18 protein-coding genes, 1 tRNA gene and 2 pseudogenes are annotated in these 25,702 nt (G+C 56.0%); 2 read left to right on the forward strand and 19 right to left on the reverse strand.

The features are described 5' to 3' along the window. Nucleotides 1–155 precede the first annotated feature (155 nt). From J3B00_RS19080 to J3B00_RS19090, 3 genes are read right to left on the reverse strand one after another with little or no spacing between them, the layout of a single operon-like run. A complete protein-coding gene (locus J3B00_RS19080) occupies nt 156–1,244 on the reverse strand; it encodes a hypothetical protein (RefSeq protein ID WP_209870240.1) in 1,089 nt (362 codons plus the stop codon). Beyond that, on the reverse strand, nt 1,228–1,959 hold the full coding sequence (locus tag J3B00_RS19085; protein ID WP_209870243.1) for an OmpA family protein: 732 nt from the start codon (nt 1,957–1,959) through the stop codon (nt 1,228–1,230). Before J3B00_RS19085 ends, J3B00_RS19080 begins: the two co-directional genes overlap by 17 nt. Continuing rightward, on the reverse strand, nt 1,959–3,602 hold the full coding sequence (locus tag J3B00_RS19090; RefSeq protein WP_209870246.1) for a hypothetical protein: 1,644 nt from the start codon (nt 3,600–3,602) through the stop codon (nt 1,959–1,961). The genes J3B00_RS19085 and J3B00_RS19090 overlap by 1 nt, the downstream gene beginning before the upstream one ends. A gap of 1,259 nt (nt 3,603–4,861) precedes the next feature. Here J3B00_RS19090 and J3B00_RS26740 point away from each other — a divergent pair. Beyond that, nucleotides 4,862–5,261 (forward strand): annotated as a pseudogene (locus J3B00_RS26740) (integrase); the annotation flags it as partial. Between the two features lie 189 nt (nt 5,262–5,450). Here J3B00_RS26740 and qatC read toward each other — a convergent pair. From qatC to J3B00_RS19145, 11 genes are all read right to left on the reverse strand, one after another. After that, entirely contained in the window at nt 5,451–6,779 is a 1,329-nt protein-coding gene (qatC, locus tag J3B00_RS19095) for a Qat anti-phage system QueC-like protein QatC (RefSeq protein ID WP_348635965.1), read from the reverse strand. Then, on the reverse strand, nt 6,758–7,510 hold the full coding sequence (locus J3B00_RS19100; protein ID WP_245362590.1) for a hypothetical protein: 753 nt from the start codon (nt 7,508–7,510) through the stop codon (nt 6,758–6,760). The genes qatC and J3B00_RS19100 overlap by 22 nt, the downstream gene beginning before the upstream one ends. Then, nucleotides 7,510–9,306 carry a P-loop NTPase fold protein gene (locus J3B00_RS19105; protein WP_209870249.1) on the reverse strand — a complete coding sequence of 599 codons (1,797 nt, stop codon included), beginning with the start codon at nt 9,304–9,306 and terminating at the stop codon, nt 7,510–7,512. Before J3B00_RS19105 ends, J3B00_RS19100 begins: the two co-directional genes overlap by 1 nt. Before the next feature lie 184 nt (nt 9,307–9,490). After that, entirely contained in the window at nt 9,491–10,075 is a 585-nt protein-coding gene (locus J3B00_RS19110; RefSeq protein ID WP_209870254.1) for a nucleotidyltransferase family protein, read from the reverse strand. A gap of 22 nt (nt 10,076–10,097) precedes the next feature. After that, the gene (locus tag J3B00_RS19115) at nt 10,098–11,633 is read right to left on the reverse strand and encodes an IS66 family transposase (protein ID WP_209870259.1); all 1,536 of its coding nucleotides are present in this window, start codon (nt 11,631–11,633) and stop codon (nt 10,098–10,100) included. A gap of 63 nt (nt 11,634–11,696) precedes the next feature. Beyond that, the gene (gene tnpB / locus J3B00_RS26745) at nt 11,697–12,032 is read right to left on the reverse strand and encodes an IS66 family insertion sequence element accessory protein TnpB (protein ID WP_245362591.1); all 336 of its coding nucleotides are present in this window, start codon (nt 12,030–12,032) and stop codon (nt 11,697–11,699) included. A gap of 87 nt (nt 12,033–12,119) precedes the next feature. Continuing rightward, complete coding sequence (locus tag J3B00_RS19125; RefSeq protein ID WP_209870262.1) at nt 12,120–12,350, reverse strand: transposase; 231 nt, start codon at nt 12,348–12,350, stop codon at nt 12,120–12,122. A 332-nt stretch (nt 12,351–12,682) separates the two neighbouring features. Next, nucleotides 12,683–13,873, reverse strand: coding sequence for a GIY-YIG nuclease family protein (locus tag J3B00_RS19130; RefSeq protein ID WP_209870266.1), 1,191 nt, complete (start codon nt 13,871–13,873; stop codon nt 12,683–12,685). Beyond that, the gene (locus J3B00_RS19135) at nt 13,866–15,983 is read right to left on the reverse strand and encodes a DEAD/DEAH box helicase (RefSeq protein WP_209870269.1); all 2,118 of its coding nucleotides are present in this window, start codon (nt 15,981–15,983) and stop codon (nt 13,866–13,868) included. Before J3B00_RS19135 ends, J3B00_RS19130 begins: the two co-directional genes overlap by 8 nt. Then, entirely contained in the window at nt 15,980–17,041 is a 1,062-nt protein-coding gene (locus J3B00_RS19140; protein WP_209870272.1) for a PDDEXK nuclease domain-containing protein, read from the reverse strand. The genes J3B00_RS19135 and J3B00_RS19140 overlap by 4 nt, the downstream gene beginning before the upstream one ends. Then, on the reverse strand, nt 17,038–19,830 hold the full coding sequence (locus J3B00_RS19145; RefSeq protein WP_209870276.1) for a DNA methyltransferase: 2,793 nt from the start codon (nt 19,828–19,830) through the stop codon (nt 17,038–17,040). The genes J3B00_RS19140 and J3B00_RS19145 overlap by 4 nt, the downstream gene beginning before the upstream one ends. Before the next feature lie 225 nt (nt 19,831–20,055). Between J3B00_RS19145 and J3B00_RS19150 the strand changes: the two are divergent. Beyond that, nucleotides 20,056–20,889: pseudogene (locus tag J3B00_RS19150) on the forward strand (IS5 family transposase). Between the two features lie 537 nt (nt 20,890–21,426). Here J3B00_RS19150 and J3B00_RS19155 read toward each other — a convergent pair. The 5 genes from J3B00_RS19155 to pheS all read right to left on the reverse strand — a co-directional run bounded on the left by J3B00_RS19155 (nt 21,427) and on the right by pheS (nt 25,690). Continuing rightward, a tRNA-Pro gene (locus J3B00_RS19155) sits at nt 21,427–21,503 on the reverse strand. 111 nt (nt 21,504–21,614) lie between these two features. After that, complete coding sequence (locus J3B00_RS19160) at nt 21,615–21,971, reverse strand: MerR family transcriptional regulator (RefSeq protein WP_209870279.1); 357 nt, start codon at nt 21,969–21,971, stop codon at nt 21,615–21,617. Then, the gene (gene ihfA, locus J3B00_RS19165) at nt 21,952–22,254 is read right to left on the reverse strand and encodes an integration host factor subunit alpha (RefSeq protein ID WP_009394049.1); all 303 of its coding nucleotides are present in this window, start codon (nt 22,252–22,254) and stop codon (nt 21,952–21,954) included. Before ihfA ends, J3B00_RS19160 begins: the two co-directional genes overlap by 20 nt. A gap of 4 nt (nt 22,255–22,258) precedes the next feature. Beyond that, the gene (gene pheT, locus J3B00_RS19170) at nt 22,259–24,640 is read right to left on the reverse strand and encodes a phenylalanine--tRNA ligase subunit beta (RefSeq protein ID WP_209870282.1); all 2,382 of its coding nucleotides are present in this window, start codon (nt 24,638–24,640) and stop codon (nt 22,259–22,261) included. Nucleotides 24,641–24,673: 33 nt separating this feature from the next. Next, nucleotides 24,674–25,690: a phenylalanine--tRNA ligase subunit alpha gene (gene pheS, locus J3B00_RS19175; protein WP_209870285.1), complete on the reverse strand. Its 1,017-nt coding sequence runs from the start codon at nt 25,688–25,690 to the stop codon at nt 24,674–24,676. Between the last annotated feature and the right edge of the window lie 12 nt (nt 25,691–25,702).

The following is a 25,702-nucleotide window of genomic DNA, read 5'->3' on the forward strand; positions in this document are numbered from 1 at the left end:
CAATATTAAGGCCTTATAGCTATGCCTACACCCTACAGCACCAACCGATACGAAATTAGTACCTTTCTCGCCCATAAGACGCGCGATAATTTCTCAAAATGAATTCACAAAATCGCTTTCTCTCTGACTACGACGCGAGCCAGCAGGTCTAATTTTCAAGAATAACTCCGTATAAAATCAGCTGGACTAACAATAGTCCAATCTTCCATTACAGGAGCATCAGTAACACTGATGGCGACACGCCTTTTCTTCCAGGCCACCTCCACTTCAAAAGTAGTGACCCGGTCCTGGCTCACCAGCCCGTAGCCGACTTCCGGAGCCTCAAAACCTCTGTGCTTCGCATGCATTAAGGCTCCAAGTACAGAAAGGTCCGCGAGCTCGAGCACTAGCGTCCAATCACCTGTGAGGATGCATTGCTCACGACGCAGGCGTGTCAGCAACTGCATATCGGTTATAGATATGAACATATGATCATGTAACGGCTGCTTGCGATGGCAATCCGCACACAATGGTCGGAGATTGACACTACTGTTGTCCTGTTTCAGCCCATTGACATGGTGTACATGCAACAGATGCCGGTGTTCATCCAGACTCAAACCACAGCCATCGCACTTAAAACCACAGCGCCGCCGCACATTGGTCGACATCTCGGCCCAATCCTCAGTGTAATCATTGCCAATGGCGCGTTGCGTAATATTACGAGGCCGATAGGTGAAGCTAGTGCTGTAGGTTTCAAAGAAGCGCGCGATTTCAAAGCTTTGCCAAATATGTGAGCGCGTGGGGTCATGGCAATAATTCTGATAATTGAGTTTTTCTAGGCAGTTCTTGCAGACCATCAAGCGCGAGTCCAATTCTTCCGAAATTCCGCGACTACTCTTGCCGCTGATCGGAAAGATACCCGTCAGGTTATTGGTTACCACATACCTCTCGAATCGCCCTTTTGCACGCATGTCCGCTAGAGTCTTGCAGTCCGCCACATGGAACCTTTTTCCTTTATCGGGAGAAGCTTGCACCACATCAACCGGAGAAAACTGGTCAGGAATATAGAGCAGTACCTGTCGACCATCGACGCTCAGCAACCCATTGATGACATCCAGATCTTCAAGGCGAACTTCACGTCCTCCCAGCAGCTCAATATCGATGGGATCAAGCTGCGCCGCTGCGACCCAGTCGAACTCAACTGGGGCAGCGCTAAGCCGCTTCACTTGCTTCCACAGCTCGGAAAAATCAGCCCTGATTTCCATCGAGCCTCTCAATTATCTTACGAATCTGCAGTTCAGAATTGGTGATCACTCGAAAATTCACACGCCTCGACCGGGCGCTGCTCTCTTGCTGGGTATCGCTATCAACAATGCGCCGAGACGAGGAGTAGCCCACCGCAGCAAAGCTAGAACGTACCCACTCCCTATCAGAACCTGCCGTCAGCAGCGACAATACATGCTGCAGCACAGACCGCGTACGGTCCTGAGAAAGCGCCATGTTGGGGAAGTATGCCTGCTCACCGTGAAGGTTTCCCCAGTCGCTGCTGGTATGACCTTCGATACGAATCTCTTCAATGGCCGTGCGGTAACGAGACAACACCGTCACATAACGCGGAAAAAAGTCGGCCAGGATCATCTTGAACTGCGGGTTAAGATCGGGCGACCCGGAACGGAACAGTACCTCTGGATTATTGAAGGTGACTTCTAGGGTGTCACGCTCAATGGCTGCATTCCAACGAGACAGATCCGATGCGAACTCGCTGACCAGGTCGTTGTAGATCGCGACCTGAGTATCCTTGTAAGTAACTGCGATCTCCTTGATGTTGTTTCTCTCGACCTGCACGTAGTACATATAGGCCACGGCAATGAACAGGAACATCATCATCAATCCGGACATCAAGTCAGAAATGCCAATCCAGTGCTCGGCATCATCATTCTTCGAGCCACTGCTGCGAAAAAGGTTATCCAGACTCCCCATCAGGCACGTTCTCGTTGCGTGAACTCAGCATGATCATCGGCAATTCGTCGTGAGATGGTGGCCAGTGCCGAGCCCATTTCTTTAAAGACTTTCTCCAACTCGCGACCGATAGCCTGATCCATAGCGTTGAGTTGGATTTGCAGCGAGGCACTGGCTCGCTCAGTGGCTTCACGCACTTGCGCTTCTACGGCGCCCATGGTGCGATTGGCCGAGCCCTGAATCTGCGCCTCCGTGTGGCTTAGACTGCCTTCTACACTAGAACGCAAAGTATTCATGGTGGCCTCTACCGATCCGGTCAGCCCCTCCTGAATCTTGCCGGTTGCCTGGCGGAACGCTTCTGCCATGGAGCTAGCCGCTTTCTCGACTACTAGCCCCATCTGTTGCTCCAGCGTTTTGGAAGTGTCCAGCATACTGTCCATTGTGCCACGCACCGTTGAGCCGAATTCCTGAGCGGCATCCTGCATGTTCTCGGCGATCTGCTCAGATTTGCTACTCACAACATGGGCAGACTCCGTCAATGCGGCATTAGTGAGATCAACCGAACGGCCGAATTCCTGTGCGCCCTCATGCATGGTAGTCATAACGCTCTTCACGCCCTCAGCAAGCTGGCCGGAGAGAGTTTCCATGTGCTGTTGCAACTGCGGTACCGCGCTAATGGCCTGGTCGCGCATCGTGACAAATGTACCGAGATGCTCCTCAAGCACTCCAACCTGTCTTTGGTTGGCTTGCAATACTGGCTCCAATTGGCCGATGGCCATAGGAATGCTCTGGCAATGACCCTCAATGGTGCCGATAGACTGCTCCGAAGTGGATAGAGAACGACTAATGGCTTCATTGGCTGTTGCGGTCCGCTCCAGCTCGTTGATCGCAAGCTCGATGCGCGCCTCCAGCGATTCAACGTGCTGTTTGTAGAGCTCCTGCCACTCATTCATCTTAACGACTGACTCATTCAGCGCCTTGAAGTTATCGCCAAACTGCTCCACCAAGTGTTTGTTGAAATCCTGAATCACCTGACGAAGTGCTTCGATCACCGTCTCTGTGGCTGACTTGGCCAGCATCTCGCCAAACTGATTGAGCTGTACGAAAAGCTTGTCCTGAAACTCGCGATGGGTGCGATCTAGGGCGCTGCGAAAATCGCTAACGTCGCTACGCATCAGCTTAAGTTGGCCCGCCACCGAACCTTCCTCATTACCAGCAAGCGAATGGTTAAGTCCTTCCAGCAGCTTGACCTGCTGGATCAGCACGCCGTGGATATGCTCTGGAGTGATACTATCCGGCAGCTCAGAGCGGCTCCGAGCCGGAGCAAACCAATAGGCATCCAGTGCCTTGAGGACGATGGAAAGGGTCATACCAACAAGACTCGTGATGAAGGCCGTGCGCAGTCCATCCAGCAAACCCTCAATACTGCCCTTAATGTCATGGGCATCAAAGCCCAGCAAACCGATCACGATGCCGACAAAAGTCCCCAGAATGCCCAGTGAGACAAGCACTGCCGGTGCGTGCTCCAGAAACAGCCCTCGCCTGCCGCTCTTTCCTTGGCGCACTGCCATCGCAACAATGCCGAGCATTAGCCAGATAAAGATCTCAGTCACAGCGCTTGCCGAGGCAGAAGTCAGCACGCTCTCGAGAAAACTCCCAATCATTCAATTACTCCAATGTCGAACGCTGGATCTTTGCGGAACACCTTAACTACCCCTATCGGATCAAGTAACTTAAACCGTGGCAACACGCTGACAGCCATCTTCCTTCGCTGCAGCCAGCTAGGATGGACCACCTCACTCACTCGTAGCTCTCCCAACGCTGCTCACTGCCGGGTGGGCCATCCAATGCTAAAACGAGTGTCAAACAATCGAGGCAAATCCAGAAAGGGCATGAAGCAGCATTTAACGCGCCGGGGCTTTGGAGCATCATCCCTGGAACACCCCGAAGTGCCATCATTTTGCAATGCCAGTCACCTTATCCCCTGGGAGGGTATCGGTAAAGCCAAGCCCCCACCTTTTATCGCTAATTTCAGGTCGTAGGCACGCGCTCATCCGTAATGGGGTAACTATGCTCGGAGACTCGCATTAGAGAGGCGATAAACGGCATGCCCTCCATTCGCTACCACCAAGGGGCCACCACTTTCCACCATCGATATTTGTCTCAACGAGGGGTACGAACTTCGGTTGAGCCGCCCCTCAAACCGGCCTTAGAAAGAAGCCTCGAAGCGCCGCCGTTAGCAGCTCCCAAGAGACCCTAATCTTCAAAGTGTCGCCGCTCGATGGTGACGAGGGCTCTCTAACCTCATGCCCCTATTACACCAGCTACACCGTACTGTGCAGCCCTGCAGCAACCTAATCGCTCAGCCGAGCCTTAGGCCAACCTGCGCCCCTTTCCTTTTCCAGAAAAGAGACAAGCGCCCCCAATGCTGCTGCGACCCCAATTGGCAAGGCTTTGCGGCACCTCCCTTCGTGACAATGGGTGACAAACGCCGATGTCACCAGCAGTGGTGGTGATGGTGCCGCAGATGAGGAAATGCTCTGTACCTGGTCGAAAATCAGGCGTGCCCCGGTCATCCAATCGCAGCGTTCACCTGGCTAAGGATCTCGAAGCGCTGGTCTCGTCAGCCAGTTCAGCCGCCACCGCCAACAGTGCTAATGAGACCAACTCATGAGATGCCCTCGCTCCCGTTCGTGATTAACCGCCAGTCCCGCTTCAGTGGACATTCTCAAAGATCGCAGGGGCTTTGAATCTTGGCGGGATCAAGTGAGGGGAAGATCGGTAATTTTTGGAGAACGGCTATACAACTGCGCGAAGTTCAAGGACCGCCACATCCATTGTTGGAATAGCAGAGTACTCCCCTCCCCTACCCGGTCGGAGCTCGGCGCTCTATCGGTCCTGCCGTAGGGCGCATTGCCGGTGTGTTCAGGACGGTACAATAGGTAGACGCTCAGGGGTATCACCGCCGCGTTGGATCATTGCCAGTGAAGAGGTGAAGATCGCGCTGCAGTTAGCTCGTCATGCGTCGTCGACCCGTAGCCGCAACTTGCTGGCCCGTGATGAAAGCTATGCCGTATTCCCGCAACAGATCGTACTTCCCGCCCGCGAAACACTGCACGAACTCGGGTTGAAAAAGTTCTGTGAACCACCAGAGTTTACGTTCGCAAGCGTTATCAGCAAATCACGGGCCACGCCGCACCAGTCTATGGTGCCCCCTTTTCGCAGACCGCGACCTCGATCAATATGCGCGCCGACAGATCAACCTTGGGCTTGGGCATAATCGGATCGATGTAGCTTCGGCGTACATTGGGGGCAGAGCATGAGTAAGATCTTCGATGTGACGCTGCCCCTGAGCCAGATGAAGCACGTGCGTTGACTTCCCACCCGTTACTTAAAGACTATTCCGAGAGACCCGGCATCAACTATTGGCTTTCCGCCCGATTGTTGCGGGGGCGATCAGGGAATGGCCGAGAAATTCTGATCTGGCAGCCCGAGATGATATGGCATCCCCTTCAGAGTAGACCGAGAGAACATAGATAGCTTCTTACCTCTCCCATACCTCTGCTGGCCACACCTATCAAATAATCACGGGAATGTCGGTGGAGTGGTAACGGGCCTGATTGACGCACCCATTTCGCGACATCCTCTGCGGGCAATCTGCGGGCTGCCAGGATCATGGCCATCAGGTCATCTCTGGCATTCGCATCCCGAATTACTGAAGTCAGATCCGCTCCTTTGGCATGGTACGCGGTGCCGTCCGCCATCCCAGCAGCGTGGAACGAGGCGCGTCGGATGATGCACGGCACGCACTTACCACACTGCTGGTGTGTCCGCTTCCACTTACCACACGATACCGTTTCCGATGCCAGGATTCTCAAGTTCTCTTGATCTAAGCACCCTGAAAGCATCTCTCCCTTAGTTTGAAGCGCGTACGGATTCTCGACTCGTACAGGCAGGCCGACCGTATCCAGGATTTGCTGGAATAGACCCAAAAAATGTGGGTGAGTCGTCCTGGTACTCAACGCGCCAATGCGGCGAGCAGTCATTGGAGGATTCAGCGCAATGAGCCCGTTCTCGGGAACGAAGAGTTCTACTGGTGTGCCAGTGACTCGTAGCTGCGCCAGTGTGGCCCCAACCAATGCACCATATGCGAGGAAATTGAAGCTTCGAGTCCGCATCTGCACATCGGTTTTTCTCCCAGTCAAGGACACCGGATTTGCCACCGCCGCGAATCTTGAGACCTCCACCGGAAGATGATCCCGAACCATGATTTGCTTTTCCGAGTCACCTCGATATGCATGACTTATCAGCAATGGGCGCCTGCCCCCTGCTAATAAATTCAACGCTCCAATGCCGCTATCCATACCACCCGAGAACAAACTGACGCAATCGTGGCCAGCCATGACGGTGATGCGCCCACGGTTCTGAGACGTGAGCTGCCTGGGTCCGTCAGGCAATAGGATGATCTCCCAAAGATCGCCGCTTAAGAAATGCAGAGCCTTCTGTAAAAGCGGTATCGCGGTTTTCCAAAGTTGCGGATCAGCGATAGGGATGAATAAACGAAGGTTCCGTGCCCAACCATCATCAGCCTCTGCTTTATCGACAAAGGTATCTGCGGCTGTTACAGCCATGGCTATGGTCAACAGGTCGAATCCGGTTCTACTGACCGGAGCACCCAAACGCCTCACCGCAGCGCGAACCGGCCCCCCGATAGAGCAAGTGCCCCGCGCCGGTGGGCGACTGCCGTACATCAATACGGGAATTCCATTAGCCGTTAGCGAGCGAAGCTGATCCGCTTCGTGATGGAAAAAGAGGTCTGTCACTCTTGGTACGCCTCCCATTCTCTCCACACTTCGCGGATGGCGGCCATCTGGATTTTTTCAATTTGAGTGCTGGAGAGGGCTTTCAGACTGCCTCCAAACAAGGGACGCATGTGCTTGTCAGTCACCGACTCAACGAGGGAGTACAGCTCCTTTTCGGCCTGCTCGACTTGGCCAGGTGATTCAGCTTTTGCGAACGCATCGTTCGAATCGAGCACCACTTGCCCAAACACGCATTTGGTGACGTACACCAGCATCATCTGTACAAGCATCTCGTCAGTGATGCTCGCGAAATCAAACTCTTGGTAACCCTCTAGGCATTGAGAGAGCGCCTCGTTCATCGCAACCCGAACGCGATCAGAATCGCCGTCCTCGGTGGCAAGCACCTGCACGAGCATGTCGATAGCAATGTCCGTGTCCTGGCCGTTCAACGCAGCGAGATCCAGCCCCGGCGGGGATTGCCCTTCCCTCAGTGTGGCCATCGCACCAAATAAGGCTCCACCAGCTCCGGCCATGGAGCCAAACCGGGCAGGACCAATGGCACTGCCGCCGGTTGCACCGCCTGCATAGCTGCTTATCGCAGACCGAAGGTAATCACCGTCGCCTGTTGAGACGAATCTCCCCAGATTTGTACGGAAGTCTTTAAATCGCTGCGGAGGAGCTTCCGGTGCCTGCTGCCCCTCGGTGTCCACCCATCCTGGCACAAACGGAGAATTGCCCCCAGGCCCTTTGCTTGACGTAGAGGTTCCCATTATTTCTTCTCCCGCTCCTTGTACCAGCTCGCGCCCTTGAGCTTGCTGCTGAGCCAAGGCCGAATTTTGTCCGGCATAACGGTGTGAATGAAGTCCGACAGCAGTGCACCGGCTTCTGGCGATTTTTCGGCAAGCAGCTGCGCACCGTCGAAGCCAATAGGCTTGCTTGTCCACTCAGAATGCGACCGCATCGATTCAATTAACTGGGTCATGACGGCCGCGTGCTCACCACCGGATATGGTTTGTAGAGCAGCTTTTGCAGAAGGTGACGAAGTGTTGGACGTCCGTTTGAGCACAGCAAGCGCTTCAGCCGCATCAGCAGAAAGACCTGCGCGCAATACCCGTAAGGGAGTGGTTTCCCTACTCAGATAAACGACCGGACGAAGGTCTACAGTCGAAAGCTGCGGTTCGAGCCTGATCCAGTCTCGCACGAAGTCTACTTTGGTCCATAAATCCGGACAAGCCTGCGCAAATTTCTCGGGGTCTTCTAGTAGTACCTCCAGTTCGGCCAACACTTCAGGTTTACCGCCGGCAGCACCATTTATCATAGAGTAAAGATGGGCGACCGCTTTCTCCTCCATGCAACGCTCAAAAAGAGCTACCTTGGCGATTAGGGCCTCGTTTACAGGCATTTCACGCAGTGCTGCTACCCGTACCCTCATTCGGACGACGTTGAGCATACGCTTCACAATTCTGGGGTTACCCAACACGGAGCTGGAGCTTGCGAGCATTGGTGCAATTCGATCAGCAATCGGCAAAGCTTCGGCAACTTCCACTGGCACACTAGAGCCCAGCAGCTCCAAGGCCCTCTCTGTGCTGATGGGCTCGTCTCTCCATGCCTTGCGCAAGTTATCTTCAAGTCCGACTCTCAAGGCCTCGATGCGCTCGCCAGGTACCTTGTTACCGGCCGAGGCAAAAAGCATGAATAGGTAAGCCCGAACCTCCTGAACGCCCAACCTTGGCACACGAACAGGAACTTGAATAAGCTTGTCCAAGTAATCAGTGACATGACGATCACCAGGATCTTTGAAGTGTTCACTGACCGAATGGCGAACCATTTCCTCATCTGCCGCCACGACAAAAGCCGTATGGTTCATGAAGAGGAATAGACGCAGAGCCTCCAAGGTATGGATCGTCTGCTTGGGCAAACAGCGATCTAAGTTGTCGACAAAAACGACCAACGTTTTGTCGAGACCGATGAGGACATCTGAAAACTCCTTCCGGAACGCCTCAATCTGTTTGGGGGGAGTTTGCTGCTTTTCTGGGCCAAGCAGCCCAGTAAAGCTGTCCTTCGCCTTACCTCCTTCATCTTTGAGAATTCCTAACGAGTCATTATCCGCTTCACCGGAAAAGAGCTTCCCCAGAGCTTCCACCCCTTTCGCCCCAAAACCGAAAGCAGGCATACCAAAAGCAAGCGCTCCGCCTTCGACCATGAGACCAAGCATTCGCATCTTGTTAGCCCGCGCAAAAAGCTTCTTCGCCTCAGGTAGAAAGCTGGTTTCTTCGGCAGCGTCGATAAGGGTGGAGGCGATGACCTCCATCAGCGCGGCGCGGGAGTCGTCGAAGCCCTGATACAACCAGGCGTCAAAACGAACGACGACGAATTCAGATGCTCCCTGAGGGGGCTTCAGTCCATGCTCGATCAGGTTGAGCAGCGTGGACTTCCCAGTACCCCAGGAACCGAACACGCCTACTGTAACCGGACGCATGGACGGATCACGGATGACGTCCACAACCAGATCCGCCACTTCTGAGTAATTCAGAAAATCGTTTTTTGTATCGACATCAGCCCACATCTGAGCCTCCTTGCTTGCGGACCATCCCTCGCTTACGAGCTGGACTTTCTGCCACAGACACGCAGCATCGCCTTCATATCCCTATCATTCGCTAAAAAGCGATTCAGTGCCACTATTTCGACATCTAGTGAATAACGCCCCTTCCTATCAGTCAGTCGGGCCGTAACGTCCCGTAAGCGTCCGGTTAAGTCACCTTGACGCAAGGGCTGGGAGGTAGCTCCGAGAGCGTAAGCATTGGCCAGACCTTCAACCAGTTTTTGGACGTGACGCGGTCTTGATAGATAGCATTTTTATCCGTAGCGAACCTTCCTGCTGGCCGGATTATCAAGTCGAAAAGATCATCAAAGCCCAACGGTGCAGCGATTTCATATGTGCCGTCCTCCCGCAGTCTTATCGCTAGCGCTGTGGCAGTTTCTGGCCAGTAACGCATTGCATCGGTCGCCGACTGATAGGGCTCGTCGCCGTTCTGAATATGCATTCTCGCTTGGTTTTTCACAGACCACAGTACGTTCGGGTCTAGGTCTCTGAGGACTGCCTCCAGCGCTTCATCTTGCTCGGGTGTGCAACGTGTTGCATCAAACCAGATGATATCAACGTCTGTTGTGACCGTTGTTGAGCTGCGACCGTGCAGATGATCCCAAACCGCGTTCCGGACGAAACCTGCTCCTATCCAGCAGTCGGGCAAGTTCAAGGAACGCACTATTTCGAGCATTCTTCGCCGAATGTGGTCATCCGAAATAATGGCTTGGATTGTCGAGCTATTGTCCACTTGGAAGATCACCCCGTTGAAGCTAAGCCTGTACCCACTGATGCGGCAGCAATTGCCCAATCTCACTGGCCCGCTGTGTCGGCAGCCGCGTCAGCACATCTTTGAGATAGGCATACGGATCATGCCCATTCATGCGTGCCGATTGGATCAAACTCATGATGGCCGCCGCCCGCTTACCGCTGCGCAGCGACCCGGCAAACAACCAGTTCGAGCGTCCGAGCGCCCATGGCCGTATCTGGTTTTCGACTTGATTGTTGTCGATAGGCACAGCTCCATCGTCCAGGTAGCGCGTCAGCGCTACCCAGCGTTTCAGGCTGTAGTCGAGGGCTTTGGCCGCGGCTGATCCGTTGGGCACTAGGTCGCGCTGGGCCAACATCCACTCATGCAGTGTTTTGCTGATCGGTACCGCTAACTCCTGACGTATTCGCCACCGATCTTCATCGGTCATGTCCCGCGCTTTGCGTTCGATCTCATATAAACCGCCAATCGAGTGCAGCGCCTGTTCGACCAACTGGCTTTTGTTCGCGACATGCAGATCGAAAAACTTGTGACGGGCGTGGGCCATGCAGCCGATTTCTGTAATGCCTTGCTCAAAACCAGCTTTGTAGCCAGCGAAGTCGTCGCAGACCAACTTGCCATTCCACTTGCCCAAGAAGTTACGCGCGTGTTCGCCGGCACGGCTTGGGCTGAAGTCATACACAACTGCTTTCAGTGCCGAGAACGGCGTGCTGCTGTAGGCCCAGACGTAGGCCCGGTGAGTTTTCTTCTCGCCCGGCGCAAGCATCTGCACGGGCGTTTCATCAGCATGAATCACGCCCTGCTTCAGCACAGCTTCACGCAGAGCGTCGACCAGCGGCTGGAGCCGCACGCCGGTTTGTCCTACCCACTGGGCCAAGGTCGAGCGAGCAATTTCCAATCCGGCGCGGCCAAAGATCTTCTCCTGCCGGTACAGCGGCAAGTGATCGGCAAATTTGGCCACCATGACGTGGGCCAGCAAGCCTGCGGTCGGGATACCTTTGTCGATAATCTGCTCCGGCACCGGCGCCTGGATCAGTGTTTCGCACTGACGGCAGGCCCATTTGCCACACACATGTTGTTCGACCGTGAACACGCCTGGCGTGTAATCCAGCTTTTCGCTGACGTCTTCACCGATGCGCTGAAGCTGGCAGCCACAAGCGCACTGGGTGTTTTCTGGTTTGTGACGAATCACAGTGCGTGGAAACTGCGGCGGCAATGAGGTACGTTTCGGCGATTGCCGTGGCTCGGCCTGTGACGAAGCGGGAAGAAGCTGTTTCAGCTCGGCCTCGATAGCTTCAAGGTCTGTATCGAGCAGGTCATCCAGCAAGCTGCCTTGCGCCGGGCTGATTTGCTCGCTGCGCTTGGCAAACTTGTGGCGTTTGAGCAGGGCGATTTCGAACTTGAACTGTTCGATGAGGATTTCGTCGTTCTGGATCTTCCGGCTCATCGCCTCGACTTGGGACTGCAACTGCAACGCCTGTGCCGCCAAGGCACGAAGCTGTTCCGGAGTCATCTGGTCGAGGTTGGGCGAAAAAGTCATGCCGCCGATTGTGCCAGAGCAGGCACGAAACGACGACAAGCAGACCGGCCAAATGGCCGGTGGTTAGAGCACCCTGATCACACCGCCAGAGCCGACCCGCTGCCACGGCAGGCCCAATACCAACGCCTGAAGTTGTTCGCTTTCGAGTTCGACTTCACAGCCATGGCGAATGCCGGGCCAGTGAAACTTGCCTTGATTCAGGCGCCGCGCTGCAAGCCAGACGCCCACGCCGTCATGCACCAGCACTTTCATTCGATTAGCCCGGCGATTGGCGAACAGATAAGCGCAGTGCGGCTTCGCCGCACCGAACACCGTGATCACTCGGGCCAATTCCGTTTCGGTGCCGGCGCGCATGTCCATCGGCTCGGTGGCCAGCCAGATCGCATCGATGCGGATCATTGAGCGACAGCCCGAATGAATTGTGCGCAGACCTCAGGATCCGAGGCTGGCCATTTCACCGTTATCAATTGCCCGGCCACGGGCACCTCAATGATCACTGACGCTTCGGCTGGCCGTTTTAGGTGCGGCCTTTAACGGAACAAATGCCGGTAGCGAGGTTGCTGCGGATTGGTCTCGATAGAGCGGCATCCATTTGCGGATGACGTTGGCATTGATGCCGTGGCTGATGGCGACACTGGACACCGTTGCGCCAGGTTGCAGGGATTCCCGAACGACTTGGGCTTTAAATGGTTTCGGATAAGAGCTTCGTTGGCGCATGGAAATCCTGGCGATAAGGGCGATCGCGTCCGCTTAAAAATACGCGGACACCATCGCCCTTAAAGCTGGAGTTCGGAAGGTGAGTTCGCCGGACGCTTACGTAACGTCGTAGGCAAAAGCTCAGGAAGAGAAAACGTAAAGCAGAACGAGCGGCAGCATGAAAGCCGGGATCTGTAGATATCGTGCATACCATACTGACATCGGCAGTAGCGCCACTTGCAGTAAGCAGAACAATTTAGCGGACGCCCAGAGGAGTTTCGGGATCAGACTAGATCGATGTCGCGTGCAAGCGCGAGACAACGACCTAGTCATCGTTTACCTCATCAGTGTCTTTAGCTGACCAGGCGAGCCGAGTGGGGATCGTAAACCACATCGGTAATCGACCCATCCCGAATGCGCTCAACCGCTTCATCGATCACATGCAGCGGCACCAGGAACCACTCCCTAGGTTTGACTGGATGGCCGAAGCGGTCTTCGATGGTCAAGTCCAGCTGCGCTGCGCCGAACAGGCGATGGAAGATGTTTTCCAGCCGGGTGCGGTTCAGGTTGTGAAGTCTGTAAGTTGCGACCACTTCCACATCGGCCAGCAGGTAGGTGGCATCTTTCGCCGCGGCCGCGATGCGAGTTTCCACTCGGCCGCCGGTTACGCCGATCTTGTGGATCAGCTCGCGGTGCTCGGCTACGTAGGGATGGTTGGACAGGCTGCGTAACACATAAATGGTGCCAGTCTCGATGTCATCCGGTTCGGTTATGTCGCTGAACAGTGGGCCGGAATCCACCTTGATGATCCGAGACCCTGCATGCCCGTCACTGTCTTTGTAGAGCGCCCGCTGCAAGGATCGTAATAGCAGATCGCTTTCTGTCTCATTGGAGTAGATGACGCGCAAACGCCCATTCGTCTCCGCATTCGGCGTCTTGTAGGTGTCTCCCACCTCGGCGACATAGGCAATGAGTCCGCTCAGAATGAAGAAGTCCCCGACTTCGATGCTGGCGTTCTTGCCAAAGGGCTTGGTTACCCATAGTTTTTGTTTGAGGCCTGCTTGCACCTCATCAAACAGTGGCTTAAATCTCTCGAAGTCTTTACATGGGTTCCGGGCGGCAATTTCTTCTGCCGCCTTTATTGCCGCACTGGAACGCACATGCCGCAGCACGGTGATGTCGTCCTGGTCGACGGACTCACTGCCGATGCCCAGCTCGGCGAGCAAGGCGTCCTCATCCAGGTCATCCACATTTACCATGGCTACCGCAGCACCTGACAGTAAGTCGTGACTCTCCAAGCCTGCCAGTAGGGCTTGTATTTCCGGTAACTTGCGAAGCTGATCCAGGCGCACGGCGTACAAACGCTCGAAGATATCGCCGTCTTCGCCATGTAGTGGGGCGCGGCCATGGGTCTGATAGAAGCGCTGAATGTCCTCGAAGCCAGCGATGATGCGTTCTTCGCGAGGGGTTCGAGTGGCTGTTTTAAGCGAGGGTACTTCTACCCCTAGCGCATTTAGCAGGTCATCATCATTCATTTCAGCCATTGGCGGATTCTCCCTGCGCCGCTTTAGCTTGGGCGCGGTAACGTGCGAACGCAACCACGCCTTCAGCCATTCGTTTCTCCCAGGCATCGGCGGAGTTGATGTCTGGCAGCCGGCCGCGCTCGCTTTTGAACTGCAGGGCGCGCATTGCCAGGTCTCGTGCTTCGTTTTCAGGAATGCTCACCTTCTTGGCTGCAATACTGGCCTGCACCTGGCGCAGGGACTTTTCATCCATCGCCTTCGCCAGCACCGCATAGGCGGCATCAAAGGGGTTAATGCGGTCGATCAGATCAATGTCTAGCTCGCGCACGTTAACGAATTTGCGCACGCCTTCCAGCAGGGCCGTACTGCCTTGTGAGCTGTCACTTTCGCTGGCATCGGCCTGAGCCAACATCAATTTGGCCTGTTGGGTAATGTTCATGGCTGCGATGGCATGCTGACGGATTGCTTCCTGGTCGACGTCGCTCAAGTCGGGGTAACGCTCGCGCACGATCTTGCCCATGCGCATTTGGGTCAGCTCTTCGGGTAGGGTGTTTTCCTTGTCGAATAGGCCGCGTTCCAGCACGGTTTTGTCCTGCAGGAAGCTGGTTACCACTTCGTTCAAATCTTCTTTGCAGATGCGCGAGGCTTCTGTGCTTTGCGGCGTGGTCAGACCGTTGATTTCGACATGGTACTGGCCTGTGGCTTCATTCACGCCCAGATTGGTGCCACCTGATTGATAGCCCTCGCCACCGTTGTAAATGAAACCGTCTTTCGGCCCGGTATCTTTCGGACTGAACTCATAGCGCGGGGCGAGCACCTGTTCCATCAGCAGACTGGCGGAAATGGCCTTAAGCATATCGTTCACTGCCTCGGCTACAGCCACTTGGTCGGCCATAGGCTCAGCGATCAGGTTGGTGAAGCGCGAGCGCTCCTTGCCCTCGGCATCACGCGTTGCGCGGCCAATGATTTGTACAATTTCGGTCAGGCTCGAACGGTAGCCGATGGTCAGCGCATGCTCGCACCAGATCCAGTCGAAGCCTTCCTTCGCCATGCCCAGTGCGATGATCACATCCACGTTGTCGCGGTTGTTCTTCTGCGCAGGGTCTTTCAGTGCACTGAGCACTTTGGAGCGCCTGGACGTGTCGCTGTCATCCACCAGGTCTGCCACTTTCAGCGTGCGACCGTCCTTGGCTTTGATGAGGTGGAAGCCGGTGGCCGGGTCGACACCCTGCCAATCGCCCAGCGCACTCATGATTTCGTTGACCTCGCGCTCCTTGTCTTTGAGGCTTTCGCGGGCATTCACATTGGGGATATGGATGATGGTTTTCAGTGCTGGGTCCAGCACCTTGGCGACGGCATCCACATACTTGCCGGTATAGAAGAAGTACCCGATGTCCAGCGACTTGAGCCAGCGGTAGCCGTTGAGCTGCTCGTAGTAGGTGTAAGTCACCGTCTCAAACTTGGCTTCTTCCGCCGGGGCCAGCACGGCCTCGCTGTCGCCACGGAAATAAGAGCCGGTCATGGCCACCAAATGCACCTTATCGCGGCCGATAAACGCACTCAGTTGGCCGCCCAACTTGTTGTCCGGGTTGGCGGAAACGTGGTGGAATTCGTCGATGGCGATTAGGCGGTTGTCGAAAGCTTCGATACCTAGCTCTTCTACGGCGAAACGGAAGGTGGCATGGGTGCATACCAGTGTCTTGTCGGTGCTTTTCAGGAAAGCGCGTACGGCTTCCACCTTAGATTTGGCCACGCGCGGCTCATCGATGCCAGGAGCATTACATAGGTTCCACTGCGGAGCCACTTGCCAGTCCCAGTAAAAACCAAACTTGCTCAGCGGCTCATCGGCGAAGCTGCCGCCAATGGAGCGCTCCGGCACCACGACAATTACCTGTTGCAAGCCCTGGTTATGCAGCTTGTCCAGCGCGATAAACATCAGGGCGCGGGACTTACCTGATGCAGGGGGCGACTTGATCAGCAGGTACTGTTCGCCGCGCTTGGTATAGGCGCGCTCCTGCATGGTACGCATGCCCAGCTCATTGGCTTTGCTGGAAGCCCCGGTGTGCGCCGTGGTGATGGATACCGATGGCACCGTGTAAGTGTTGGTTGGGTTGTGGTTCTGTTCGGTCATTGCGAGTCGTCGTCCATGGATGCGTCATCACTTGCCAGCTCGCGCTCGATCTGTTCGATGCTGGGCAGGCTGGTTTGCAGCTCTGCCGGCAGGGACTCCACCAATTGGTATTCGGCCACACCGATGGGGCGGGCGTTATCACGCAGGGCGTATTCGGCCACTACCTTGTTCTTACTCTTGCACAGCAGCAGGCCGATGGTGGGACCGTCCTGTGGGTGCTTGAGCTGGGCATCCACTGCGGTGAGGTAAAAACTTAACTGGCCCAGGTGCTCGGGCTTGAACTTGCCGGCCTTGAGTTCGATCACCACATAGCAGCGCAGCTTGAGGTGATAGAACAGTAGGTCGATGAAGAACTCGTCACCGCCCACATCCAGCAACACTTGCTGGCCAACGAAGGCAAAACCTGCGCCCAGTTCCAGCAGGAACTCGGTGACATGCTTGACCAGAGCGTTTTCGATCTCACGCTCCTGCGCATCAAAGGTCAGGCCGAGGAAGTCGAAGCGGTAAGGATCCTTCAGCGACTCGCGGGCCAGGTCGGACTGCGGTTTGGGCAGGTGGTTCTCGAAGTTACTGACTGCCTTGCCACTGCGCTCCAGCAGACGAGTCTCGATCTGCATTACCAGAATGTTGCGCGACCAGTTGTGCTCGATGGCCTTGGCGGCATACCAGCGGCGGGTTTCGGGGCCAGGCAGTTTGTCTAGCAGCACCAGATTGTGACCCCAAGGCAATTGTGCAGCAGCCTGCTGCACAAATTCCGCATCCGGCCACGCCTCGGCAAAGGCGCGCATGTACTTGAGGTTGCGTGGCGAAAACCCTTTCATATCGGGAAAGGCTGCGTGCAAATCCTGCGCCAAGCGCTCGATTACCTTGGCACCCCAGCCCTGTTGTGCTTGACGGGTCAAAATATCGTGACCGATCTGCCAGTAGAGCAGCACCAGTTCGCGGTTCACCGCCAGCGTGGCGCGCTGCTGAGCATTATGGATGCGGCCTTTAAGGTCGGCCAGCCAGTCGCCGTAGCCTTCGGGTGGCATGCTCAGGCTAACAGGGGTGTCGCTCATGCCTTTATCCCTCGTGGCTTTTTCGGCGCGGCCTTCGCTGCGTTTTCCGCCATCTTGGTGTAGAGGTCAAACAGCTTTTCCAGCCGCTCGGTGTCGTTCTTGAAGCGACGACCAATATAGATGCGCTCCAGCACTTCATCGTTGCGCTCGTGGGCACGGCGTAGGTTGTCCGGCATGCTGTCGGGGTTGTACAGATCGGCAATGGTGGCGGGGAAGTGCGCCTCTCGGGCCAACAGGATGTTTTCAGCGCAGGCGGTTAAGTCGGCCTTGTTTTGCTCTGTGAGCGGGGGGATCGGGAAGGTATTCCAACCGAGGGTGTTGGAGTAGCGAAAGTCTGTTTTCATTTTGCCACAAACAGTACCGATCCAAACCAGGTGCAAACGGGAAGCGATAAGGGCCATATTCCAAATAGGAGCATCGTAAAGAGCAAAGGCTAAGTCTGTGACGATTGACCCTCTGGGAAGTAATCCAACGGGAAGATATTCACGGGACTCCGACGAAACCTTCGGAACAATCGTTACGACTTCATTGCCTACTTGTTTAACCTCTTCAAACTTGTGAGGCCATGCGGCACCTTTCTTAGTAGCAGCCTTTGGGCTTTTTGATCGAAAAGCAGCAACCGCATTTAGTTTGCAACTGATGTCACGATTAGACTTAGCTTCTTGCTCTTGGCTGTCAGAAATCCACAAGCAGAAACGAACTTCACCTCGAATATACTCACTTGCACCATATACGCGCTTAAGAAATTTAACCACATCCACATTACCTTCTACTAGCCTTTGCTTTTCCTCCTCTGCGAAAAGCAAATTCCCACCTTCGACCGGCTTACCACCGGCATCCATCTGGCTTCTTTCATCGGCGGGGTACGTTTGTTTTTCGACTATGATGTCTGCGCCGGATACCAAATAAGCATTGATTCTATCGACTTCTTTAACCGCCACCTCTCCATTGCTATTGGTCGAATATATCCGCCGACTCCTCTCAGGGTCGTTTGAAATACAGACAATCACAACGGTCACACCTGCATTGTGACTTGCAAGATTTTCCCACTTAAATGAGGTGTATGAAAATACGATCTGGTAGTTTTTTGCAAAAATTAACGGCCAGAGAATCGGTACTTGCTGACCCTGACAAATGGAGTTGGTAGATACAAAAGCAGCTTTTGCCTTGGTTTTGACACCATAGTCGGCAGCTTTCATAAACCAGCCCGCCACATAGTCTAGCGATTTCCAGTTTTTTGTGCGGGAGGCAAAGATGGCTTCCAAATCTGCCTTCTGCTCATCAGTCTGCCAAGTTGAACCAAGATAAGGCGGATTACCACATATGTAGGTCTCGCCACCTTCGTTCTCGAAATCGATTTCCGCCTGATTTAGTGGCGTGCCAAATAAGTCATCCGCAATTATCTTGACCGCCGTACCTGTAGGCCGACATACACTCAACCAATCCATTCGCAGCGCGTTGCCACAAACAATCCAGTTCTGCGCATTCAGCGGTAAAAACTCCGCCAGAGCATCCTGCTGGCCGCGATAAAGCACATCACATTGGAACTCGGCGATGATCAGCGCCAAGCGGGCAATCTCTGCCGGAAAGTCGCGCAACTCAATACCCCGAAAGTTGGTCAACGGAATTTCAGACCTGTTGTTGGCCTCCCCTCGGCGGCGATTGATCTCTGCCTCGATCTCGCGCATCTGCTTATAGGCGATGACTAAGAAGTTCCCGGAGCCGCAGGCTGGGTCAAATACGCGGATACGCGCCATACGTTTGCGGAGGTTGAGCAGCTTGACTTTGTTGTCTCCTGCCACATCGAGCTGAGCACGCAAGTCATCAAGGAACAGCGGATTCAGCACCTTGAGGATGTTGGGTACGCTGGTGTAGTGCATGCCCAGTGAGCCGCGCTCCTCATCGTCGGCTACGGCTTGGATCATGCTGCCGAATATGTCTGGGTTGATTTTTTTCCAGTTCAGTTTGCCGGCGTGAAACAAGTAAGTGCGTGCCATGCGTGTGAAACGCGGTGCCTCGGTACTGCCTGAAAACAGGCCGCCATTCACGTAGGGGAAGCTGTTGGCCCAGTTGGGCAAGCGAGGCTGAACAGTGGCTCGCTCGGCCAGCTTGATATTCATAGCGCGGAAAATTTCAGACAGCACCTGATGGGTATTGGAGCCATCGCGCTCGCTGTACTGCTCAACCGTTTTGGTAAACAGGCCATCGCCGTTAAAAATGTCGGTATCTTCAGCAAAAAAGCAGAACACCAGCCGCGCCATAAAATGGTTCATGTCGGCACGGCGTTCGTCTTTAGCCCAGTAAGGGTTCTCGTTCAGCAACTCGACGTATAGCTTATTCAGGCGGCTGGTAGCGCGCACGTCGATGGGGTTGTCCTTGATCTCCTTAATGGTGGAGATACCGGCCAAGGGCAACAGGAAGCCGAAATGGTTGGGAAAGTCCGGGTAGTCGCAGGCGATGGTTTCACCCGTAATGAGCTCTTCGGACTCCAGCGTTTGCCCGTCTGTGGCAAGGATGAACTTTGCTTTGCCCTTTGTGGTAGCCGGGCTGGCGCGCAATGCCTTGAGCGTTTCGCCCACGCTACCAGATTCGCATGCGGCGATATGAATGTTGTTGCGCAGTAGCACGCCGCCAGGCACGTCGGAAGCGTTGTTGTTGCCGGCACGCAAGCGTTTGAGGGCTGTTTCCTTATTGCCAAAAGCGGCCAGGAAGACAAACGGAAATTCCACCGCGTCAAAGGGCTCAAGGGCCAGGTCCGAAATAGCGGACTCAATTTCTACTGCATTCATGATTTACCACTGTCCAGATCGCGTATGAACGAGTACGGCGAATTAAGCCGTTGATTTTGCGGATGATGACTAGGCCACTTGAGTGCTTCAACCTTCGTGCCGGCCACGGCCTGACACATGATAACCCGATAGCCTCGAACAAGATCGTATCGCGTATGGTGACAGCGGAACTACTAGGTTTGTCGGTGCGGGTAGAATTGCCGCCATGATTGGCTGGAGGCCCGCATGACAAAGCGTTACGAACTCTCCGACGCATCGTGGGGATTGATCAAAGATCTTGCTTCTCCAGAACAGAAATGGGTCGCCCACACAGTGATGATCGTCTGGTACTGCATGGAATCCTGTGGACTCTGTGCTCGGGCGCTGCATGGCGTGACCTGCCGGAACGCTTTGGGCCTTGGTCAACGGTGTATCAGCGTTTTTCGTGACTGGCGCGACGACGGCACGTTCAGCCAAATGCTTGATCGCTTACACATTCGGCTGAACCAGGAAGGGCTGATCGATCTGGACACCTGGATGATCGATTCCACGGCGGTACGTGCAACCCGAGCCTCTTCAGGCGCCGGTAAAAAGGGCGGCCTGAAGAACCGCTAGACCATGCCCTAGGTCGCAGTCGAGGCCGCCTGACAACCAAGATTCACATGGTCTGCGACGCCAATGGCGTTCCCTTACGCTTCATCCTGTCACCCGGACAAGCCAGCGATATCACCCACGCCCAGCCGTTACTGGATCAGGTACGAATTCCCGGCAAGCCGGGGCGACCACGCAAACGCAGTCTTAGGTTACTGGCAGACAAAGGCTATGACGCAGAACACCTGCGCCACTACTGTGATCGTTACCGAATGCAGCCGGTGATTCCGCTACGCGCCATGCCAGGCAACCCCCGGCCAGGCTTGCCCCGACTCTTTGATCGTCCTAAGTATCGGCAGCGGAACATCATTGAGCGGATATTTGGCTGGCAAAAAAGAGAACCGCAGAATAGCGACTCGCTACGACAAGCTGGCCAGGAGCTTTGCAGCCATGATCACGCTGGCCTGTAGCCTACGTCGTATGCTGTAATACTTTTCGTACAAAACCTAGAGCGGCGATGACCGCATTGCAGCTGGACCACAGCAGTGACAGAAGAAAAACTTAACCCATTTCTGAGATTTAGTGGGGGTAGCACGTTTTAGCTAAGCGCAGAGGGCAGTTCACTGCCAATCAGGGTAACGAAGCGTGCTGGGCAGATTGAATGGGGGGCCAAGTGGAGCGCAGTATTCCAATTGGTATTCCAACCAAAAATAAAAATCGATATTAATCTTATGAATCAACATACTAAGCGGATTCAAATTACCCCGGCACGTGATGGATTCCAAAAGTAAAAGCACACATCCAGGCCAGTTAAGCATTCCATCCTAGAGACACGCGCGCAACTAACACCCTAGACCCGCCAGGCTCTTGATGGGCGTCAGATTGATCAGCTAGTAGGGATTTCAGAGATTTAGCCCTCTCGGGCTTTCTTATCTCATCCACAAGTGCAGAAACTCGAGTTATTCCTAAAACCTCAAACCCCAGAAACAACAAAACCACCCGAAGGTGGCTTAGTCGTTCAAATAATGGTCGGGACGGAGTGATTCGAACACTCGACCCCTTGCACCCCATGCAAGTGCGCTACCGGGCTGCGCTACGCCCCGACTGGGCTTTGAAGCATGTTCTCAATCTTGCCGAGAACGTTGAAGAATTTACCCTAACCTTTTGATTAATGAAAGCTTTTTTTCAAAAAACTTTCCACTCGTCGGATCAGCTCACTTCTTCAACACCACCAGCACATCCTCCAACTCGACAATCATCTGCCGAATCATCTGCTTGTACTGGCTTGACTCATCCTTCACCTCATCACTGGAGAGCCGCAACCGCGCCCCGCCAATGGTGAACCCCTGGTCATACAGCAGCGCACGAATCTGGCGGATCATCAGCACGTCTTGCCGCTGATAATACCGCCGATTGCCCCGCCGCTTGACCGGGTTGAGCTGAGGAAACTCTTGCTCCCAATACCGCAACACGTGCGGTTTTACTGCACAAAGCTCGCTGACTTCACCAATGGTGAAGTAGCGTTTGCCCGGTATGGGGGGCAGCTCGTCGTTATGGCTTGGTTCCAGCATAGGCCTCTACCCGGGCTTTCAGCTTCTGCCCTGGACGAAAGGTGACGACGCGGCGTGCGGTGATCGGGATCTCTTCCCCTGTCTTGGGGTTGCGGCCCGGCCGCTGGCGTTTGTCGCGAAGGTCGAAGTTGCCGAAACCGGACAACTTGACCTGCTCGTTGTCTTCAAGCGCGTGGCGGATCTCTTCGAAAAACAACTCGACGAGTTCCTTCGCCTCTCGCTTGTTGAGCCCCAGCTCCTCGTACAGCCTTTCGGCCATCTCAGCTTTCGTCAGAGCACCCATGCCGTTATTTCCTTAACGTGGTGTTCAACCTTTGTTCGAGCGAGGTGAGGATCAATTGCAGGGTGGCATTCACCTCATCGTCATTAAGAGTGCGCGATGGATGCTGCCAGGTCAAGCCGACCGCCAGGCTTTTTCTATCAGGATCAATGCCTTTACCCTGGTAGACATCAAACAGCCTGAGGTCTGTGAGCCATTCGCCTGCATTGTCACGAATTAATTCAAGCACCGCACTCGACGCGACATCACGGCCTGCGATCAACGCCAGGTCACGTCGCGTTTCGGGGAACTTGGACAGTTCGCTGAACTTCGGCAGGCTGCCTTCGACGACGTCTTCGAGTACCAACTCGAACACGAATACCGGGCGGTCCAGGTCGAGGGTCTTGGCGAGCTCTGGGTGGAGGGCGCCGAGGTAGCCGACTTCCTTACCGTTGCGCTCGATGCGGGCGGTCTGGCCGGGGTGCAGGGCTGGGTGCTTGCCGGCAACGAAGGTGAATTCGTTGAGGGCGCCGGAGTAGCCAAGCAGTGCTTCCACATCTGCCTTGACGTCGAAGAAGTCGATGCCATCACGGGCGTTGGCCCAGCCTTCCGGCAGGCGGGTGCCGGTGACGACGCCGGCGATCATCGGCTGCTGCTTGAGGTTGCCGAGTTGGCCGACGAAGCGCTGGCCGCTCTCGAACAGGCGGACGCGGTCCTGCTGGCGGTTGAGGTTGTGCTGCAGGGCTTTGACCAGGCCCGGCCACAGCGAGGCGCGCATGGCGGCCATGTCGCTGGAGATCGGGTTGGCCAGCAGCAGCGGCTCGACGCCAGGGCTGAACAGCTCGAACAGTTTCGGGTCGATGAAGCTGTAGGTGATGGCTTCCTGGTAACCACGGGCCACCAGCAGGCGGCGCAGGGTCGGCAGCTCGCCGCGGGCTTCCGGGGCGGCTTTCGGCGCCAGGCGGGCTTGCGGGTAGCGAACCGGCAGGTGGTTGTAGCCGTACAGGCGGGCCAGCTCTTCGATCAGGTCGACTTCGAGGCTGATGTCGAAGCGGTGGCTTGGGACGGTGACGGTCCACTGCCCTTCACCACTGCGGGTGGTGGTCAGCTCGAGGGCGTTGAGCAGTTGCTCGACCTGGGCTGGGTCCATCTCCATGCCGAGCATCTGGGTGATGCGTTCGGCGCGCAGGGTGATCGGTTCGATCTTCGGCAGGTGCTGCTCGCTGACGCTCTCGATGATCGGGCCAGCTTCGCCGCCGACAATCTCCAGCACCAGGGCGGTTGCGCGCTCCATGGCTTCGCGGGCCAGGTGGGCGTCGACGCCGCGCTCGTAGCGGTGCGAGGCGTCGGTGTGCAGGCCGTAGGAACGGGCCTTGCCAGCGACAGAAATCGGCTCGAAGAAGGCGCTCTCAAGGAACAGGTCGCGGGTCTTCTCGGTGTTGACGCCGCTGTGCTCGCCACCCATCACGCCGGCGATGGCCAGGGCGCGGGTGTGGTCGGCGATGACCAGGGTGTCGTCACGCAGGGCGACTTCCTGACCGTCGAGCAGGACGATCTTCTCGCCCTCTTCGGCCATCCGCACGCGGATGCCGCCGTTGATTTCGGCGAGGTCGAAGGCGTGCATCGGCTGGCCGAGCTCGAGCATCACGTAGTTGGTGATGTCGACGGCGGCGTCGATGCTGCGCACGTCGGAGCGGCGCAGGCGCTCGACCAGCCATAGCGGGCTTGGCTTGGACAGGTCGACGTTGCGGATCACGCGGCCGAGGTAGCGTGGGCACGCGGCCGGAGCGGAGACTTCGACCGAGCGCACTTCGTCATGCGCAGCCGGCACGGCCGGTACGACCGGGCGAGTGACCGGGACGTCGTACAGGGCGCTGACATCGCGGGCCAGGCCGGCCAGCGACAGGCAATCGCCGCGGTTCGGGGTCAGGCCGATCTCGATGCTGGCGTCGTCGAGATTGAGGTACTGGCGAATGTCTTCGCCTACCGGGGCGTCGGCAGCCAGTTCGAGCAGGCCGTCGTTTTCTTCGCTGATCTGCAGTTCAGCCGCCGAGCAGAGCATGCCGAACGACTCGACGCCGCGCAGCTTGGCCTTCTTGATCTTGAAGTCGCCGGGCAGTTCGGCGCCGATCATGGCGAACGGGATCTTGATGCCCGGGCGCGCATTGGGGGCGCCGCAGACGACCTGGAAGGTCTCCTGGCCGTTGCTGACCTGGCAGACGCGCAGCTTGTCGGCGTCGGGGTGCTGCTCGGTGCTCAGGACTTCGCCAACGACGATGCCGCTGAACTGGCCAGCCGCCGGGGTGACGCTGTCGACTTCGAGGCCGGCCATGGACAGACGAGCGACCAGCTCGTCACGGGAGACTTGCGGGTTGACCCAACCGCGCAGCCACTGTTCACTGAATTTCATGCTGTTCTCCTGAAAATTGCGTCGAGGTGTGGCCTAGCGGAATTGCGCCAGGAACCGCAGGTCGTTGTCGAAGAACAGACGCAAATCGTTGACGCCGTAGCGCAGCATGGCCAGGCGCTCGGCGCCCATGCCGAAGGCGAAGCCTTGGAACTCTTCAGGGTCGATGCCGGACATGCGCAGCACGTTCGGGTGGACCATGCCGCAGCCCATGACTTCGAGCCAGCCGGTCTGCTTGCAGACGCGACAGCCCTTGCCGGAACACATCACGCACTGGATATCGACTTCAGCGGACGGCTCGGTGAAGGGGAAGAACGATGGACGGAAACGCACGTCCAGTTGCTTCTCGAAGAACACCCGCAGGAATTCTTCGATGGTGCCCTTGAGGTCGGCAAAGTTGATATCGCGATCGATCAGCAGGCCTTCGACCTGGTGGAACATCGGCGAGTGGGTGATATCCGAGTCGCAGCGGTAGACGCGGCCCGGGCAGACAATGCGGATCGGCGGCTGGGTCGACTCCATGGTCCGTACCTGTACCGGCGAGGTGTGGGTACGCAGCAGCATGTTGGCATTGAAGTAGAAGGTGTCGTGCATCGCCCGGGCCGGGTGGTGGCCGGGGATGTTGAGCGCTTCGAAGTTGTGGTAGTCGTCTTCGACCTCAGGGCCTTCGGCGATGCCGTAGCCGATGTGGGTGAAGAACTGCTCGATGCGCTCGAGAGTACGGGTGATCGGGTGCAGGCCACCGGTGGTCTGGCCACGACCTGGGAGGGTCACATCAATGCATTCGGCGGCCAGGCGAGCGCTGAGCTCGGCCTCTTCAAAGGCTGCCTTGCGTGCGTTGAGCACTACGGTGACGCGTTCCTTGGCGTCGTTGATCAGCGCACCGACCTTGGGGCGCTCTTCGGCTGGCAGGTTGCCCAGGGTCTTCATCACCTGGGTCAGCTCGCCCTTCTTGCCGAGAAATTGAACCCGGATCTGTTCCAGGGCATTGATGTCTTCAGCGCGCTCCACGGCTTCCAGGGCTTGGGAGACCAGCGCATCCAGGTTTTCCATGTACAGACTCCA

Origin of the sequence: Pseudomonas sp. BP8 (assembly GCF_017875955.1) — a bacterium.
Taxonomy (GTDB): domain Bacteria; phylum Pseudomonadota; class Gammaproteobacteria; order Pseudomonadales; family Pseudomonadaceae; genus Aquipseudomonas.

What these genes read in the sequence shown, in the direction of transcription:
- J3B00_RS19080 (WP_209870240.1), bottom strand. Translation starts at nt 1,244, where the DNA reads ATGGAAATCAGGGCTGATTTTTCCGAGCTGTGGAAGCAAGTGAAGCGG.
- J3B00_RS19085 (WP_209870243.1), bottom strand. Translation starts at nt 1,959, where the DNA reads ATGGGGAGTCTGGATAACCTTTTTCGCAGCAGTGGCTCGAAGAATGAT.
- J3B00_RS19090 (WP_209870246.1), bottom strand. Translation starts at nt 3,602, where the DNA reads ATGATTGGGAGTTTTCTCGAGAGCGTGCTGACTTCTGCCTCGGCAAGC.
- qatC (WP_348635965.1), bottom strand. Translation starts at nt 6,779, where the DNA reads ATGGGAGGCGTACCAAGAGTGACAGACCTCTTTTTCCATCACGAAGCG.
- J3B00_RS19100 (WP_245362590.1), bottom strand. Translation starts at nt 7,510, where the DNA reads ATGGGAACCTCTACGTCAAGCAAAGGGCCTGGGGGCAATTCTCCGTTT.
- J3B00_RS19105 (WP_209870249.1), bottom strand. Translation starts at nt 9,306, where the DNA reads ATGTGGGCTGATGTCGATACAAAAAACGATTTTCTGAATTACTCAGAA.
- J3B00_RS19115 (WP_209870259.1), bottom strand. Translation starts at nt 11,633, where the DNA reads ATGACTTTTTCGCCCAACCTCGACCAGATGACTCCGGAACAGCTTCGT.
- tnpB (WP_245362591.1), bottom strand. Translation starts at nt 12,032, where the DNA reads ATGATCCGCATCGATGCGATCTGGCTGGCCACCGAGCCGATGGACATG.
- J3B00_RS19125 (WP_209870262.1), bottom strand. Translation starts at nt 12,350, where the DNA reads ATGCGCCAACGAAGCTCTTATCCGAAACCATTTAAAGCCCAAGTCGTT.
- J3B00_RS19130 (WP_209870266.1), bottom strand. Translation starts at nt 13,873, where the DNA reads ATGGCTGAAATGAATGATGATGACCTGCTAAATGCGCTAGGGGTAGAA.
- J3B00_RS19135 (WP_209870269.1), bottom strand. Translation starts at nt 15,983, where the DNA reads ATGACCGAACAGAACCACAACCCAACCAACACTTACACGGTGCCATCG.
- J3B00_RS19140 (WP_209870272.1), bottom strand. Translation starts at nt 17,041, where the DNA reads ATGAGCGACACCCCTGTTAGCCTGAGCATGCCACCCGAAGGCTACGGC.
- J3B00_RS19145 (WP_209870276.1), bottom strand. Translation starts at nt 19,830, where the DNA reads ATGAATGCAGTAGAAATTGAGTCCGCTATTTCGGACCTGGCCCTTGAG.
- J3B00_RS19160 (WP_209870279.1), bottom strand. Translation starts at nt 21,971, where the DNA reads ATGCTGGAACCAAGCCATAACGACGAGCTGCCCCCCATACCGGGCAAA.
- ihfA (WP_009394049.1), bottom strand. Translation starts at nt 22,254, where the DNA reads ATGGGTGCTCTGACGAAAGCTGAGATGGCCGAAAGGCTGTACGAGGAG.
- pheT (WP_209870282.1), bottom strand. Translation starts at nt 24,640, where the DNA reads ATGAAATTCAGTGAACAGTGGCTGCGCGGTTGGGTCAACCCGCAAGTC.
- pheS (WP_209870285.1), bottom strand. Translation starts at nt 25,690, where the DNA reads ATGGAAAACCTGGATGCGCTGGTCTCCCAAGCCCTGGAAGCCGTGGAG.